This window comes from Desulfocapsa sulfexigens DSM 10523 (assembly GCF_000341395.1).
Taxonomy (GTDB): domain Bacteria; phylum Desulfobacterota; class Desulfobulbia; order Desulfobulbales; family Desulfocapsaceae; genus Desulfocapsa; species Desulfocapsa sulfexigens.
Map to the genome: position 1 here is coordinate 1,885,776 of NC_020304.1, position 16,245 is coordinate 1,902,020.

The window sequence follows — 16,245 nt, forward strand, 5'->3', positions numbered from 1 at the left end:
GGCGTTTTTGTTTTCATTGCAGAAGATACTTGAAATCGTGGGGAAAATGATTGATACTTGGAACCATCTGATAACACTTCTTTGAGAGATAAGTGAAATAATGAAACCAATAGCAAATAATATCGAATCGGATGCACTTAAAGCTAACCTCTTGGAGACAGCTGACGAGGTGGTGCTCGATCCGGAATTGCAGCTTCTACTCGATGTGGTCAGCCGTTATAAGGGGCTTCATCATACTCTTGAAAATCTTCTGTATGAAATCTGTCATTCCTACCGAAACTGGAACATATTAATACCGCAGCTACGGAGTTTTGTTCTGAAAAACGGTAACTACTATGTGCGTCATGAAAAGGGTCCGGAGGCCTTTACACTGTTTGGTGGACTGTTTGTTGCCGCGATGAAGGACTCTGAGAAAAACAGTAAACTCCTTTCACAGATCATCGAATCACAGGTCGCCTGGGTGGCTAAGATGGTGAGCCTTTTTTCGGTGGACGATCTCTATCGTTTTCAATCTGCCCTCAATCATTATTTTGAACAGCTTCTGGAACTCGATGATGGGGAGAGTCCCATTATGATGCATATCGTTCAGGGGCAGCATCCCATGAAGAAGCTGGCTACCTCTTTGCTTGCTTTTAGTGATAAAGGGGCGGCTGAGTTTGATTACCATCCCATGGCGGAGCTTATGCGGGCGATCCTTGTCCGCAATTATGATTACTGGCTGCATGAGGAGGATCCGCTTCCGTGGTTTCTCAGTCATTGTGGAGATCTCTGTGAGGATTTTCATTCAGGAAAATTGTTTTCTGCCATCTCCCATAAGGCCATGGAGAAAAATAAAGTAGCTGTAACCAGCATCGATACTCATACTGTGCCTGTGGACGCATTACGAGCCATCCTGGACCTGCCGGCACACGTTGACATCGTTCGCCTCTATAAGGAAATTCCTGCAAGGCTTGCCCAGGCAGATGAAGAGGAACTTGGGAAGGTCAAAGAGCAGGGCCTGCCATTGAATCGATTTGCTGAAAATCAGAAACTGCTGTTTCTTTTTCGGATCATGGATACCAGGGGACTCTATCTGATCCATGAAGAGACTCTGCGTGAGATCAATCGATCGCTTGTTCAACTTATCAGGCTCCAGAACTTTGAGGAGATTGAAGAGTTTCTTCTCACTGCCTTTCAACTGTTGAAGGCAAATGTCAGGAAATATCCCCATACGTCCCTCCAGTGCATTCAGGTACTTGGCGGGGAGGTCTTTCAACGGAAAAACGGACGGATGGTTGAGGCCTTTCTCTGGCAGGCGGTTCGTTTTGGCTTCCAATATGCTAACGTCATGGGGGTGGACGAAGATTGGCAACCCATAACCAATCCGGCCCATCTGGCAAATATCAGGGTCTGGTTGAATCTGATTATGCAGGAACCCAAATGGTGCGGTACTCTCTTTTCTGCACTTATCATCAATATTAGACTCTCAGGAACCTGCGTTAAGGATACAGACCTTTTTCAGCGCGATATCACCAAGCTGCTCAATCATCCCATTGAGCCGGTATATAATCTCACCAAACAATTTACCAAGCTTATGCCTGTTTTTTTTAATGAAATCGGTGCAGAGGGAAATCTGAGGGAGGTGTCCACCGAGCTTGACGAGATCCATAAGCGCAGGGATTTGCTGATTCATTTTCTTCGTAAGCAGAGTCATGTGGAGAGTTCAAATCTGATTGTTGATTTTATTCAGGCAATTTTTGTGTTCTGGCTGACCAAAAAGAAAAAAGTTCTTCAGCCTTTTCTTCCAGAAGAGGTGTACTGTGAGATAGCACTGGAAGGAAAATTCATTGATGATCTGCACACCCTGGCATTACGTATTCAAAAGGATCTTGCTTTTTCTGCAAGTGATGACCTTCTCTCCTGGAGACAGGAAGAACGACAGAACTACCTGGCGTCACAAACGGACCTTCCTCCTGCCGAGCTGCGGCGCTTTGATTTACTTGTCCAGATGTACCAACTTCTCAATCAGAAATATAACCTTGGCCTTCAAGAACTCCGTTCTGAGCTTGAAAATGCGGCCCAAGAGGGTTTCCCGGAGACGGCTGAATTGCTCGCTACACTAGAGAATTGTGGAACGATTCAGTGTGTGGAAGCCTTGCTCGAGACTCTCGAGGGACTGAAAGAAACAATTCTTTCACCTGATACCTTTGAGGCAAGGGAGGATATCTATTACAAACGGCATATTGCCGTTGATATCCCATCGGTTTATGGCAGATATCGTGAAAAGAAGTTTGACAGTCTCTCCTTAAGTTTCCGTCTCGAAAATCTTACTAATATTTTCCTGGAACGCTTGCCAGAAACGGTGAACCTGTCAATTATTACCCAAGCGACATTCTATAGTATTGTTAAGTGTTTGAAGCTCTATCTTCGGGCTCTTCGAGTGGATGGTATCTCCTCAAGACGGCTGGAAACCTATATTTCACTTCTTGAAAGTTCGTTGAAGATAAGGCGTTTTTCCTATACCCAGTATCTTGATATTTTTCGTGGTCTTTCCGATGGGGTTAAGGATGTCATCTATTCCTATTACACGAATATTCATCAAAACAATCTTTCCATAGTTATCCCGCAAATCGGGGCCAATAATCTGCTCACAAAATACAGGTCCCTCTGGCATGATGATGATAAGACAAATTCAATTCATAGCCTTTCGGAGGCTTTTTTAAGGGATCTGATAGCGACAACCTTTGGTCTCCAGCATCTCGATAATTTTATAACCAGAATCATTGGGACTCTGGAGAGTCAGAGGGATATTCTTGATGAACGTCGTCTCGATCTACTCATGACCTATAATCCGGAACGTGCGATATCCGAGCTTCACAAAAGGAATCCCTATACGCACGATCTGATTCATCTGGGGAATAAGGGATACAATCTCGTTGTACTGAACGATGATAAAAAACCGGTTCCACCAGCGTTTATCATTACCACTGAGATTTTTCGCTGTCGGGAAGTTATTTATGGTTTTGAGAAGGCACGCGATGATTTTATGCAGCGTGTCCGGGAGTCACTTACTGAGCTTGAAAGATTGACAGGACGTGTTTTCGCAGCACCCAGGGATCCACTTTTACTCTCGGTTCGCAGTGGCGCTGCTGTGTCAATGCCGGGCATGATGGCAACGGTTCATAATGTGGGGACCAATGAGGAGTTGATAGAAGAAGCGGCCAGGGAATATGGCGATTCCTATCTGGCCTGGGACAACTACCGGCGTTTTCTTCAATCCTGGGCCATGACCTCGGGTGTTCCGAGGGAAGAGTTTCAGAAACTTATGAACGATGCCAAGGAAAAGTATAATGTTAGTCTCAAGGGAGATTTCTCCCCACAGCAGATGAAGGAGTTGGCACTTGAATATCAGAGGGTGGTTCGCAGGAAAGGTTTGGGTATTCCGGATGACCCATGGTTGCAGCTTGTAACGGCAATTGAGATGGTTTTCGATTCCTGGGAGACGGATAAAGCATCGGATTATCGAAAAATAATGGATGTTTCTGACTCATGGGGAACTGCTGTGATTGTGCAGGCGATGGTGTATGGAAACAAGAGCCAGTCCTCGGGTTCCGGGGTCCTCTTTACTGCCCATCCCTATCGCAAGGTTCAGCGCGTGGCGCTCTGGGGTGATTATGCCTATGGAGATCAGGGTGAAGATATCGTCTCGGGATTGGTGACCAGTTATCCCATCTCAGTGGAGCAGGCTCAACTCGATGGCAGAGCTGTGGATAAGACGCTTGAAGTGCGATATCCTGATATTTATCAGGAACTACTGAGCATTTCACGAGAGCTGGTCTATGATAAACGCTGGAATCCGCAGGAAATTGAGTTTACCTTTGAAGGGCCAGATGCCAGTCAGCTTTTTCTCCTGCAGACCCGCGACATGATAACCATTAAAAAGCAGGAGCGCTTCCAGGTTTTTGCAGACGCGGTGGCTGTGGAGAAGGCGTATCTTGGTAAAGGTATAGGGGTTTCCGGTTCTGCACTCTCGGGTCGGGCGGTGTTTACAGAAGAAAATATTCGGGAACTCAGGCAGAGCGACCCTGGTACACCACTTATTCTGATTCGATCTGATACGGTGCCGGAAGACATAAAGGTCATCGACATGGCAGATGGATTACTTACATCCAGAGGGGGGCAGACCTCGCATGCATCGGTGGTGGCGGTTCGTCTTGAAAAAAACTGCATTGTTGGTTGTAAGCATTTAAAAGTATATGAAGTAGGGAAATATTGTGAAATTGGAGATTTTGTGATTAAATTTGGTGATCCTGTTTCTATTGATGGTCGTAGCGGTCAGGTGCTGAGCGGAATACATGAAACCCGTGAGGAAATGCATATCCTGCCAATTTAAGCTTTTTAAATTTTTGTAAAATAGGGAGAATGGAATGGCAAAAAAAGCAAAGACAACAACACTGTTGAAGGGGCCAGCATTGTCCGCCTATGCCAGAAAGAAGGCCGCCGGACTTGGGCTTGATGGTAAAGGTTTGAAGCTTGCTGATCTTGTGTGGGCGATTCAGGAGAAGGAAGGTAACACAGCCTGTTTTAAAAAAGAAGAAACCTGTAACCAGACAGGATGCTGCTGGCAGCTTTCGTGTGGTGCAAAAATGGGTTGATCAGAAGGCAGATTTTATTTTGTATTAAAAAAAACTGCATATTACTCCTCTTTCTATCTGATCTGCTCCATGCTCTGTTTTATGGCAACATGGAGCAGTTTTTTTTCGTTATTTATTTATGGCGACATACAGGCACGCCAAGTGCCTTTAAAATCAGCCCTAATGGGCAGAATTTGGTGAATCCAAACTGAAATAAGTTTAGGCCCACAAAGGCAGTTCCAAACAGCCAGTATTTGTGCATGAACAATGGATTACTGCCACAGTCGACACCAAGTGCCATTGTCAGTAGAATGAAAAATCCAGCTATGGTGTGAATCCAGTCAGTTACTATCATAATGTTTGCCTCATAAAGAATTTATGCTGAGAATGGATATTATTTAAGGAAACCATAATATAGCTTTGGATATTTGTCCAGCCCGGAAACTTAGTTATGAGAGTTTATGTCTCCTACGCTGACCTGTGCTGCTTTTTTTTATCCGGAAGAAATTGAATGCTACGCAGAGCAGAATACCACCCCCCACTCCTAGAAAGAATTTTCCCCAGCCTGAGTCGTCCGTTGCGTCAGTTTTTTCCTGAAGCTGTTCTGTAGGTACAGGGTCGGCCTTGCCGGTGGAGGGTGGCAAGGTATCTTGAACAACGGGTTCTGGAACAGTCGTTGTTGTTTCCGGTCTCGGTTCAATTTTTGCGAAGGCATTATTGAGGAGTGCTGTGGCTTGGGCATCTCTAACTTTTCGATCCTTGCTTCCCATAACAACGGCAATAAGACGAACTCCATTTCGTTTTGCCGTGGCAGCGATGGAGAAGCCAGCCTTGGTGAAGTACCCCGTTTTAAAGCCGTCACAACCGTCAAGCGTTTCGAGGAGATGGTTGTGGGTGCGCATGATAAATTCACCGCCACGAAAGTCTCTCACTCTTGTTCCTGTATATTGAAAAACTTGTGACCGTTTACTTAATGCCTGGCAGAGGGTGGCAAAATCTCTTGCCGTTGTGACATCAACCTCCTGGCCTTTTGCCGGTGGTAAACCGTGTACGGAGTGGAATGTGGTACTGTTCATACCCAACTCCCTGGCCTTCTCATTCATTAAAACAATGAAGGCCTCTTTGGATCCAGCAACATGGCTGGCCAGGGCAACTGCTGCATCATTGGCCGATTGAATCATCAGAGCGTAGAGTAGTTCTTCCAGGGGAAACTGCTCTTTGGAGTCAAGATATACCTGTGAACCACCCATTTTCGCTGCTTCCACTGTTACTGGAACTATCTCGTCCAGCTGCAGCGTTCCCGCTTCGATCTGATCAAGAATAACAAGAAGAACCATCAGTTTCAGGGTACTTGCAGGATATACTGCGACGTCTGCATTCCTGGAAAAAAGAACCTCACCATTATCTGCGTCAATTACAACGGCAGATGCATAGGGTTCGGCAGCCACAGTCTTAATCGCAGCACGTCCTGCCCATGATGTTTGACTGGTAAGAACAAAAATAAATGTACTGAGGATGATGTAGTTTTTTATTTGCATGATTTTAATAGGTTGTTTTTGGATAATCTGATATCTGTACTGGGTTTGAAAAGTTTTAATCAATGCTTCATTGATGTGATTACTTGCATTCGGGCCATCCGAATCCCCACCTCCAGGGAAGATCGGTGCATGGCATGCCACCGATACGGACTGCCCCGTACATTATGTTGGCAATACCTGCATAGATTTGTTTCAGTTCTGTTTCGGAAATAGTATACGCTTTTGTCAGAGCTGCGCTGCGTTTGTCGCCCGTTTCAATAACGCAGGCTTTTAAATCAAGATCTGCCTTTCTCCGTGCCTCAAAGCTTAATACAGCCGTGTCTGTTTTTGCTCCACCTGTGTGATATGCCAGATCGTGGATTTCGCAACATACCTGCCAGGGGGGGGTGTTTCCGTGGGTCTTCTCGAAACCAGGTACCCTGTCTGCCAAGTATTCCCAGCCGACGCTCAGCCCACCGCTGCAGCCATCGCTTACAAATTTTGTAAGGCTGGCATTAGGATTATTTTTGGCAAGGAGTAACTTCTCCTGGAGTATTAATTCCAGATGGCGTTCCAGAGTGTCGACATCGGCCTGCAAAGAAGATACGGATTCTGTGCTCGTGTCTCGTGATGTGATTAGAATAAACAGTACTGCTAGTATGGCAAGTATCGCCAATGTTAGTTTTATCTTTGAATGTTTCATAGGGCTTGGTTGCGGTGGATGTTTTGTGGAATCGTTAAAAGCTGAGGCGGATGCAGAAATAAGATTCCATTTGCTAACATCTTCCGTGTTATATTTCTTGATCCTGATAGAGTAGGCATAGTATGAACGTTCAGCACCCGTCGCAAGCTTTTGCTTATAGCGTTTTTTGAATTCTACTCTGTAATCATCACTGGATGAAGCGAAATAATTGTGCAGGACCTGTTGCCTGTCTCGAATAAGTGTCAAGTTGTGTCATAAATTGGAGGTGGGTAGAAGGGAGGTATTTTGATAACTGTGTCTGGCACGACCGATTTATCACCAGAGCCACTCCATGTTTTTGTATGTTAAAATTATTGACAGGTGAGAAAGTGTTAGAAGAAACTGCAAAGGAAGAATGGTCTGCAGGAAAGAACCTGCTATGATCCAGGAGTTATTTTGAAAAAAGGTAGAAATAACAGTAAATCCTGTCCTGAAAAAAAGAAATCCGGCGAATAGGGAAAGGGATGAGACTTTCCCGATTCGCCGTGCCTCTCTCTTTTATTTCATACTAGGACAGAACAGCGCCTGCATTTTACCCATCAATTCAATAATTCTTGGATCCTGAATACGGTTATATATGAAGTTAGCATCCTTGCGATAATCGATGATCCCCTGACTGCGAAGGATGTTCAAGTGTTGGGAAACATTAGCATTGGTTGTTTTTACTTCTTCTCTGATATCACCAACGGACATTTCATTATCCTGTAGCAGGCAGAGAATTTTCAAGCGTATGGGGTGGGACATGGATTTCAGGAGTTTGGACATGGCATCAATTTGTTCGTTTTCCATGGATTACCTCGCGTCAAGTAAAGACTGCATTATTGTGTGTGGAAGTGTAGTTGTTCTTTCTTCGGAAAGAGAAACAGGTAGAGTGCTCCTGATAATACGGCCATACATGCATACATGTACATATCTGGAACAATCCTGTTTTCCTGACGAAAAAGGGCTAAAATTGAAAGCAACGGCAGTAGCTGGTACGCCAGACGATGACTGAGCAGTAGCTCTCTAATAATGTAAACATGAATGATTGGTGCGATAAAGCCGAGTAACAATGAAAAAGCCGAATTTCCATGAAGATAGACAAAAAGAGCTTGTTTGATGGTTAAGAGCGTGAGGAGGATAACCAGAAACAGGGTTATGACGAATGTTTTCTTTTTACGATCACCACGAGGCAGGTTGTTCAATTGGTTTATCAGCTCGTTTCTGTTACTGTCGGTAACGAGTTGCTTGTAAATTACCTCTTTGCTCTGGCCTTGCTGAAGTAAAATTTTTATTTGTTTTTCTAAAGTATGGCGCATTTTGAAGTGATATCAGCTGAGAAGCCTATTGTATTACAGGTGTTTGCTAAAGAAATCCTAACATTCTGAAAAAGTTAGCCTATGAATACTGGTTTTCCCGGAGAAAGAAAAGAAAAAAAATGAATTCTAACATAACTAAAACTGATACCAGCGATTTTTTTTTTTATTTGACAGAAGGCTGGTAAAATGGAATATGGTAGGGCCTCTTGGAATGTTACAACCTTAATTTTGTATGATGGAAAATAGAGAGCTAAGTTGCTGAATAGTATCTTGTTATCAGTATTACTGATTGGTCTGCTATTCGTTGATTTGGCAAAACGACTAAGGACTCACCCCGAAACGAACTATCAATTTGCAGTTTGTTTTTTAGGTGAGCTCTGTAAACGGAGATTATTTTTATGAGTTCAACTGACGATAAAATCACAAGCCTGTTAAGCGAAGGAAGAGTTTTCGAGCCACCAGTCGAAGGGAGAGAGGCTGCTGCCATTGGAAGCCTTGAAGAATACAAAGCGATCTACAAGCGATCCATAGAAGATCCTGAAGGATACTGGGCAGAACGTGCCGAAGAGCTTGTGACTTGGGACAAGAAATGGGATACCGTGCTTGAAGCCGATTTCGACAAACCTGAGTTTAGTTGGTTTAAGGGTGGAAAGATGAACGTATCTTACAACTGCCTTGATCGTCATCTTGAAAATGGCCGCCGTAATAAGGCTGCTATTATCTGGCAGGGTGAACCTGAGGAAGATGTTAAGGTGTACACCTATCAGATGCTGCATACAGAAGTGTGTCGTTTTGCAAATGTTCTGAAGAAAAAGGGCGTGAAAAAGGGAGATCGGGTTTCCATCTATCTTCCCATGATTCCCGAGCTGTCCATTGCACTTCTTGCCTGTGCCCGAATCGGTGCCATGCACTCCGTCGTCTTTGCCGGTTTTTCTTCGGTTGCTCTGCAGAGTCGTATTCAGGATTGTGAAGCCAAGGTTCTGGTTACTGCTGATGCGGTAATTCGTGCCGGAAAAACCATTCCACTCAAGCCGAATGCCGATGAGGCCTTGAGCGAATGTGATACCGTTAAAAACTGTATTGTTGTGAAACGTGGCGGCAATGAAGTTTCCATGACAGAAGGACGTGACACCTGGTGGCACGATGAGGTTACAGCAGATGATATTGCCTCAACCTGTGAGCCTGAGTCCATGGATGCCGAGGATATCCTCTTCATTCTGTATACTTCTGGTTCCACGGGTAAGCCAAAGGGGGTTGTACACACCACAGGGGGCTATCTTACTTACGCCATGCATACCTGTCAGTATGTCTTTGATTTGAAAGATAATGATGTTTACTGGTGTACTGCTGATATCGGCTGGGTTACCGGTCATTCCTATATCCTTTACGGGCCTCTTGGACTTGGTGCTACTTCCGTTATGTTTGAAGGCGTTCCAACCTATCCCGGCCCGGATCGTTTTTGGAAGATTGTTGAAAAATTTCAGGTAAATATTTTCTACACAGCCCCCACCGTTATTCGTGCCCTCATGCGTGATGGTGACGGACCTACCCAGCGCTATGATCTCTCAAGCCTCCGTATCCTAGGTTCAGTTGGTGAGCCCATCAATCCAGAAGCCTGGATGTGGTACCATGTAAATATCGGTAAAGAGAAGCTGCCCATCGTTGATACCTGGTGGCAGACAGAGACCGGTGGCATCATGATTTCACCACTGCCCTATGCAACACCAACCAAACCCGGTTCAGCAAGTCTGCCCCTTCCCGGAATTGATGTGGCTATTTACACCGAAGAAGGAGGAGAAGCCAGCCCCAACGAAGGTGGTCACCTTGTTGTTCGTAAACCCTGGCCTGGAATGCTTCGTGGTGTATTTGGTGATCCTGCACGGTACAAAAAAGCCTATTTCAGTCGTTATAAGGATACCTACGATCCTGAAGATGGAGCGCGTAAGGATGATGACGGCTATTTCTGGATCATGGGACGTCTTGACGATGTTGTAAATGTTTCCGGTCATCGTTTGGGTACTGCAGAAATTGAGTCTGCCCTTGTCTCTCATCCACAGATTGCAGAGGCTGCTGTAGTTGGCATGCCCCATCCGATTAAGGGACAAGCCGTCTACGCATTTGTTACTCCAAACACCGGTGTTGAGCAATCTCCTGAGTTGCTTGCGGAATTGCGGACTCATGTACGAAAAGAGATTGGGCCAATTGCTACCCCGGATGCGATCCAGTATGCCCCAGGTCTGCCAAAGACCAGAAGTGGTAAAATCATGCGTCGTGTCCTGCGTAAGATTGCAGCAAATGACTTTAAGGATTTTGGAGACACCTCAACCCTTGCCGATCCTTCAGTTGTTGATGATCTGATTAATGGTAAGAAAGCATTGGATAAAAAATAACACTTTGTTTATTTTCATAAGTACTGCAATTCAAAAGAAGGAATTTCCAGATTTGGGGATTTTTATGTGAAGTGAAAAGCGGGGTTTTCTGTTGAAGAAAATCCCGCTTTTTTGTTTGTCAGGAGTGGTCGCGGGAGAAACCATGGCACCAAGTGATGATGTTCATAACGTAGCGCCTGAAATGGCAATAGCCTTTTTCAGGAGTATTCTGCCATTTAACAGCCTTGATGATGCTACGCTCAACGACCTTGCTCACCATTGCCGTGTTGATTTCTACCCCAAGGGAACCCGTATCCTGAAACAGGGTGAAACTGATATTACTCATTTGTACCTTATTCAGCGTGGTGGCGTGAAGGCCTTTATCGAAGATGATCAGGGGGATGTGACCCTTAAGGATTTTCGTGGGGTTGGCGCCTATATCGGTGCACTGGGAATTATTCGTGGAACTCCTGCAAACCTGAACATTGAGACAGTGGAGGACACCTTCTGTTTTCTGCTGCCCCGGGAGATTTTCCTAAGGCTTGTTGAGCAGGAGCCTTCTTTTGCTCATTATTATTTGAAAAGTTTTTCTGAAAAGATCGTCACCACTGCCTACAATGAGCTTCGCCACCATAAGGTTTCGAATCGTAGTGGTGATGATCTCTATCTTTTTTCGGTACGGGTTGGTGATCTGGTAAAAACGCTGCGCAAGGTTTCCAGTGGAAGTTCAATTCAGGAGGCAGCGGCCAGTATGGCTGAACACCGTGTTGGTAGTCTTCTTGTATATGATCCCGCCGATGAAGAGAATATCGTTGGTATTATAACCGATCGTGACCTTCGGAGTAAGGTGGTCGCCGCAGGACTGGACTACAATCTCCCTGTGGAAAATATCATGACGGGGCCAGTACAGACGGTGCTTTCCCAGTCGCTTTGTTTTGATGTCCTGCTGAAAATGATGACAACATCCATTCATCACCTGGCAGTGGAGCGTGGTGGTCGTGTTATTGGCGTGGTGACTTCCCATGATATTATGTTGCTTCAGGGCCATTCGCCCTATTATTTATTTAAAGAGATACGTGGGCAGCAGCAAATCAGTGGCCTGTATGTTCTGGCTCAGAAGATTCCCGATGTTATTCGCGGTCTGATTAAAGAGGGGGCCAAGGCCGGCAATATTACCCAGATGATAGCGATCTTGAACGATCATATTCTCGAACGTATGTTGACACTTCTTGAAAAGGAATTGGGGCCGCCACCCGTTCCTTACTGCTGGCTGCTTATGGGGAGTGAAGGCCGACGGGAGCAGACCTTTAAAACAGATCAGGATAATGCCATACTCTATGCCGATCCTGTAAATGATGAGGAGAAGCTTGCGGCCGAAAACTATTTCAAGGGTTTTGCGGAAAAAGCCATTGGCCATCTGGTCAACTGCGGATATCCGCTATGTCCAGGTTTTATAATGGCCACCAACCCCAGATGGTGTCAGCCGCTCTCTGTGTGGAAGGACTATTTCAGTAAATGGATAGATGCGCCGGATCCTGCTGAACTTCTGAATGCCACTATCTTTTTTGATTTTCGTTCAGGTTTTGGTGATTCTTCCCTGGCAAGGGATCTGCGGAATCATCTCAATGCCAAGGCCAAAGAGAAGGATATATTTCTTTTTCACCTGGCCCGGCAGTGCATGGCCACACGTGTGCCGCTTTCCTTTTTCAAAAACTTTATTGTGAATAAGGATGGGGAACACAAGAATCGTCTTGACATTAAAGGACAGGGACTGACTCCATTTGTGAACTTTGCGCGTGTTCTTGCCCTGAAAAATGGTATCAGTGAAACCAATACCCTTGCCCGCCTCAAAGCTCTCTATGATGCGGATTTCATTAATCGAGAAATCTGGTCGTCTGCCAATGATGCGTACGAACTGCAGATGCAGCAGCGTTTAATTCATCAGCTGTCGCAGATTGAAGAGGGTGTCCTGCCAGATAATCATATCAATCCTGAACAGTTATCTGATCTTGATAAGCGGATGTTGAAGGATGCTTTTACCATTATTGAAAGGCTTTACTCCGTGCTTGATAAAATGTACCCGGTTGCCTGAAAATGTTTGATTTGCTGAATCCCGGCACCTGGTTCCCCAGAGCTGCTCCACAGCTGCGGGCCAACAAAGACTTTTTTGCCAGTTTTGATCAGGGACGTCCTTTGAGTGAGTACACCTTTGTGGTGTGCGATACGGAACTCACAGGATTGAATAAAAAGAAAGATGAGCTGATTTCCATTGGTGCTGTTACGATCAGGGATCTGCAGATTGATCTTTCATCCATGTTTCATAACTTTATAAAACCTGAAAACATGGATCCCACACAGGCAACACTGGTGCATCGCATAACACCGCAGCAACTTGAGGCAGCTGAACCGATTGATGTCGTACTGCCAAGATTTGTTGAATATATCCAAGGGAGTCTGCTCGTTGGTCATCACCTTCCTCTGGATATGCATTTTCTGAATAAGGCAACAGCTCGAGTCATGGGCGGAACACTGTCCAATCCAGGTGTGGATACTATGCGTATGGCTCAGGGGTATAAACGGGTACAGCTCGGCCACTACCATGAACATAATCCGCGTGAGATAAGTTACAGTCTCGACGATCTTGGCAGGGAGTATAATCTCCCTCAGTTTAAACCCCATGATGCCTTAGAGGATGCTCTGCAGACCGCCTACCTTTTTCTCTATTTGATAAAGAAATTTCGCAAAGGTGGACTCGTGACCCTAAAGGATATTTTTCAGTCCGGTAGGGTGGGAAGTTTCCGATATTAGATAACAATGTGTTGTGAATAGATTTTAGTTGTGTTTCCTGTAGGGAAAAGCCTTAGGCCCTTTGTCAGTCCATCATTGACAGCGATCGGGGGGATATGGTATAAGGCGTCGTTTTGTGAGGAGAAAGGTTCATTACAATTCCAATAAGGAGGAAAGAGAGTTATGAATGATGCTCAGAAGTATTGGCAGGCGAATATCCGGTTAGTTATCGGATGTCTGATCGTCTGGTTTGCGGTTTCATTTGGTGCGGGTATTCTGTTTGTGCACCAGCTGAATGCCATCAGGATTTTAGGTGGATATCCACTTGGCTTCTGGTTTGCCCAGCAAGGTTCTATTTATACCTTCATGGTTCTGATCTTTTTTTACGCCTGGCGTATGAATCAGCTTGATAAAAAATTCCACGTCAGTGAAGCTTAGGGAGAGATGAGAGAATGACAAATCTACAAATGTGGACGTATGCTGTTGTAGGGGCAACTTTTGCTCTCTATATTTTTATTGCCATCAAGGCTCGTGCTGCCACCACCGGAGAGTTTTATGTTGCCGGTAAGGGTGTGCATCCGGTTCTGAATGGTATGGCCACAGGCGCTGACTGGATGTCTGCTGCCTCGTTTATTTCCATGGCTGGTCTCATTGCCTTCAGTGGCTATGATGCTTCCGTGTATCTTATGGGTTGGACTGGTGGTTACTGTCTTTTGGCCATGCTCCTCGCCCCGTATCTGCGAAAGTATGGAAAATTCACTGTGCCCGAGTTTATTGGTGACAGGTTCTACTCTCAGACTGCCCGTGTTGTGGCCGTTATCTGTCTGATAGTAGCTTCTCTTACCTATGTTATCGGCCAAATGAAGGGTATTGGTGTTGCCTTTTCCCGGTTTCTCGAAATTCCGTTTAACTATGGTCTCTTTCTTGGTATGGGAATCGTATTCATCTACGCTGTTCTTGGTGGAATGAAAGGTGTTACCTATACCCAGATAGCTCAGTACTGTGTTTTGATCTTTGCTTATACCGTACCAGCTATCTTTATTTCCCTGCAGCTCACCGGGAATGCCATTCCTCAGCTTGGTTTGGGCTCGGTAATGGCGGATGGTTCAGGAGTCTTCCTCCTGGATAAGATGGATAAGACATTGGTGGATCTGGGGTTTGATGCCTATACGACGCAGAAGGGGAGTACGATCAATATCTTTCTTCTGACCATGTCGCTGATGATTGGTACTGCGGGCCTTCCCCATGTTATTACCCGTTTCTTTACTGTACCTAAGGTAAAAGACGCACGTTCTTCAGCTGGCTGGGCTCTGGTTTTCATCGCGATCCTCTACACCACTGCTCCCAGTGTTGGTGCCATGGCTCGTTTGAATCTGGTGAATACCATTCAGGCAGATTCCATCGCCCCCGATACTACCCAGAATCTGAAAATTGATGCACTTCCTTCCTGGTTTACAAACTGGGAAAAAACCGGTCTGTTGAAATTTGAAGACAAAAACGGTGACGGACGTATTCAGTATGTTGGTAAGAATTACACAGGTACCGATGCAAACGGTAAAGTTGTCGAAAACGAGATGATCAAAGTTGACCGTGATATCATGGTTCTTGCCAATCCAGAGATTGCAGGGCTTCCAAACTGGGTTATTGCACTCGTTGCTGCCGGTGGAATTGCTGCCGCGCTCTCAACTGCTGCTGGACTCCTTCTTGCAATCTCTTCAGCGATTTCTCATGACATCGTGAAGGGCATTGTTGCAAAGAATATTGATGATAAAACTGAGCTCATGGCTGGTCGTATCGCAATGGCTGGTGCTATTGCTGTGGCTGGGTATCTTGGACTGAATCCTCCAGGATTTGCGGCCCAGGTTGTTGCCCTGGCCTTTGGTCTTGCTGCATCCTCAATATTTCCAGCACTCATGATGGGAATTTTCGCAAAACGTGTTAATAATGTTGGTGCTGTACTTGGTATGCTTGCTGGTCTTGGAACTACCCTTGTTTATATTTTCTGGTTTAAGGGATGGTTCTTTATTCCCGGTACAGAAATGGCCAAAGACGTAGCTGCTAACTGGTTCATGGGGATATCCCCTGGTTCCTTTGGTGCCGTGGGTGCGGTGATCAACTTTGCTGTTGCTCTTACTGCTTCCAGTTTAACTGCTCCTCCACCAGAGCACATTCAGCATCTTGTTGAGGACATTCGTGTTCCAATGGGAGCTAAGGCAGCAGTCGATCATTAATAGTAGGAAAAGCTAGTATATCTGCCTGTTGGCAGAGAAAAAAAGCATCCGTAATCTTTACGGATGCTTTTTTTTGGTTTATGGAAAGAAGAGTTGTTGTAAGAAAAACGTCGAGGGTTGGATAATGTTACAATCAGAAAGTTGCTACCTTCATATAATTGATCCTCAGGAACGCTTAATGGCTCATATCCATGAGGCATCCAGAGTGACCGAGACCATTATCAAAATGGTAAACTGCGCAAGGATCATTGGTTTGCCTGTGATAGCCAACACCCAGTACAAAAAAGGCTTGGGGGCTTATGTTACAGGTCTTGAAGAGTTAATGGATGAAGTTCCTAGGCCTGATAAAATTGAATTTAACGCGCTTGCTAATGCAGAAACCAAGGAGCTGGTAAGTGCTCTACCCGCTACAGTGGATACTGCAATACTGGTAGGTGTAGAAACGCATATCTGTGTCTATCAAACGGCACTTGGTCTACAGGAACTCGGGTTTTCGTCCTGGATAGTAGCGGATGGAGTGTCTTCACGTTTAGAAAAAAACCATCTCCTGGGGTTGGCACGCTTGCGTGATACCGGAGCTGCCATAGGCCCAGCTGAAATGATACTGTATGAATTACTGGCCAAGGCGGGAAGCGCTCAATTTAAAGAAGTTCTGCCACATATCATTTAACACCATACATAAACCAAA

At 45.3% G+C, this 16,245-nt stretch carries 13 protein-coding genes; 8 read left to right on the top strand and 5 right to left on the bottom strand.

Features of this window, described 5'->3' with window-relative positions; genetic code table 11:
* The first annotated feature begins 100 nt into the window (after positions 1-100).
* Positions 101-4,372, top strand: coding sequence for a PEP/pyruvate-binding domain-containing protein (locus UWK_RS08390; protein ID WP_015403937.1), 4,272 nt, complete (start codon positions 101-103; stop codon positions 4,370-4,372).
* Positions 4,373-4,406: 34 nt separating this feature from the next.
* Positions 4,407-4,634 (top strand): hypothetical protein, encoded by a 228-nt coding sequence (locus tag UWK_RS08395; RefSeq protein ID WP_015403938.1) that lies wholly within the window; start codon positions 4,407-4,409, stop codon positions 4,632-4,634.
* A gap of 112 nt (positions 4,635-4,746) precedes the next feature.
* Here UWK_RS08395 and UWK_RS08400 read toward each other — a convergent pair whose 3' ends face one another.
* The 5 genes from UWK_RS08400 to UWK_RS08420 all read right to left on the bottom strand — a co-directional run bounded on the left by UWK_RS08400 (position 4,747) and on the right by UWK_RS08420 (position 8,170).
* Positions 4,747-4,968 carry a YgaP-like transmembrane domain gene (locus tag UWK_RS08400; RefSeq protein ID WP_015403939.1) on the bottom strand — a complete coding sequence of 74 codons (222 nt, stop codon included), beginning with the start codon at positions 4,966-4,968 and terminating at the stop codon, positions 4,747-4,749.
* A gap of 94 nt (positions 4,969-5,062) precedes the next feature.
* Positions 5,063-6,292, bottom strand: coding sequence for a D-alanyl-D-alanine carboxypeptidase family protein (locus UWK_RS08405; protein WP_167320734.1), 1,230 nt, complete (start codon positions 6,290-6,292; stop codon positions 5,063-5,065).
* Positions 6,231-7,079: a hypothetical protein gene (locus UWK_RS18425; RefSeq protein WP_015403941.1), complete on the bottom strand. Its 849-nt coding sequence runs from the start codon at positions 7,077-7,079 to the stop codon at positions 6,231-6,233. The genes UWK_RS08405 and UWK_RS18425 overlap by 62 nt, the downstream gene beginning before the upstream one ends.
* Before the next feature lie 291 nt (positions 7,080-7,370).
* Positions 7,371-7,661, bottom strand: coding sequence for an ArsR/SmtB family transcription factor (locus UWK_RS08415; protein ID WP_015403942.1), 291 nt, complete (start codon positions 7,659-7,661; stop codon positions 7,371-7,373).
* Positions 7,662-7,690: 29 nt separating this feature from the next.
* A complete protein-coding gene (locus UWK_RS08420) occupies positions 7,691-8,170 on the bottom strand; it encodes a hypothetical protein (protein WP_015403943.1) in 480 nt (159 codons plus the stop codon).
* A 398-nt stretch (positions 8,171-8,568) separates the two neighbouring features.
* Between UWK_RS08420 and acs the strand changes: the two genes are divergently transcribed.
* The 6 genes from acs (at position 8,569) to UWK_RS08450 (ending at position 16,227) form a co-directional block, all read left to right on the top strand.
* Positions 8,569-10,560, top strand: coding sequence for an acetate--CoA ligase (acs, locus tag UWK_RS08425; protein WP_015403944.1), 1,992 nt, complete (start codon positions 8,569-8,571; stop codon positions 10,558-10,560).
* 142 nt (positions 10,561-10,702) lie between these two features.
* The gene (locus UWK_RS08430) at positions 10,703-12,631 is read left to right on the top strand and encodes a DUF294 nucleotidyltransferase-like domain-containing protein (RefSeq protein ID WP_015403945.1); all 1,929 of its coding nucleotides are present in this window, start codon (positions 10,703-10,705) and stop codon (positions 12,629-12,631) included.
* Positions 12,632-12,633: 2 nt separating this feature from the next.
* Positions 12,634-13,347 carry a 3'-5' exonuclease gene (locus tag UWK_RS08435; protein WP_015403946.1) on the top strand — a complete coding sequence of 238 codons (714 nt, stop codon included), beginning with the start codon at positions 12,634-12,636 and terminating at the stop codon, positions 13,345-13,347.
* Positions 13,348-13,509: 162 nt separating this feature from the next.
* On the top strand, positions 13,510-13,764 hold the full coding sequence (locus UWK_RS08440; RefSeq protein ID WP_015403947.1) for a DUF4212 domain-containing protein: 255 nt from the start codon (positions 13,510-13,512) through the stop codon (positions 13,762-13,764).
* Positions 13,765-13,778: 14 nt separating this feature from the next.
* Positions 13,779-15,557 carry a sodium:solute symporter family protein gene (locus UWK_RS08445; RefSeq protein WP_015403948.1) on the top strand — a complete coding sequence of 593 codons (1,779 nt, stop codon included), beginning with the start codon at positions 13,779-13,781 and terminating at the stop codon, positions 15,555-15,557.
* 124 nt (positions 15,558-15,681) lie between these two features.
* Positions 15,682-16,227 carry an isochorismatase family protein gene (locus tag UWK_RS08450; protein ID WP_015403949.1) on the top strand — a complete coding sequence of 182 codons (546 nt, stop codon included), beginning with the start codon at positions 15,682-15,684 and terminating at the stop codon, positions 16,225-16,227.
* Positions 16,228-16,245 lie beyond the last annotated feature (18 nt).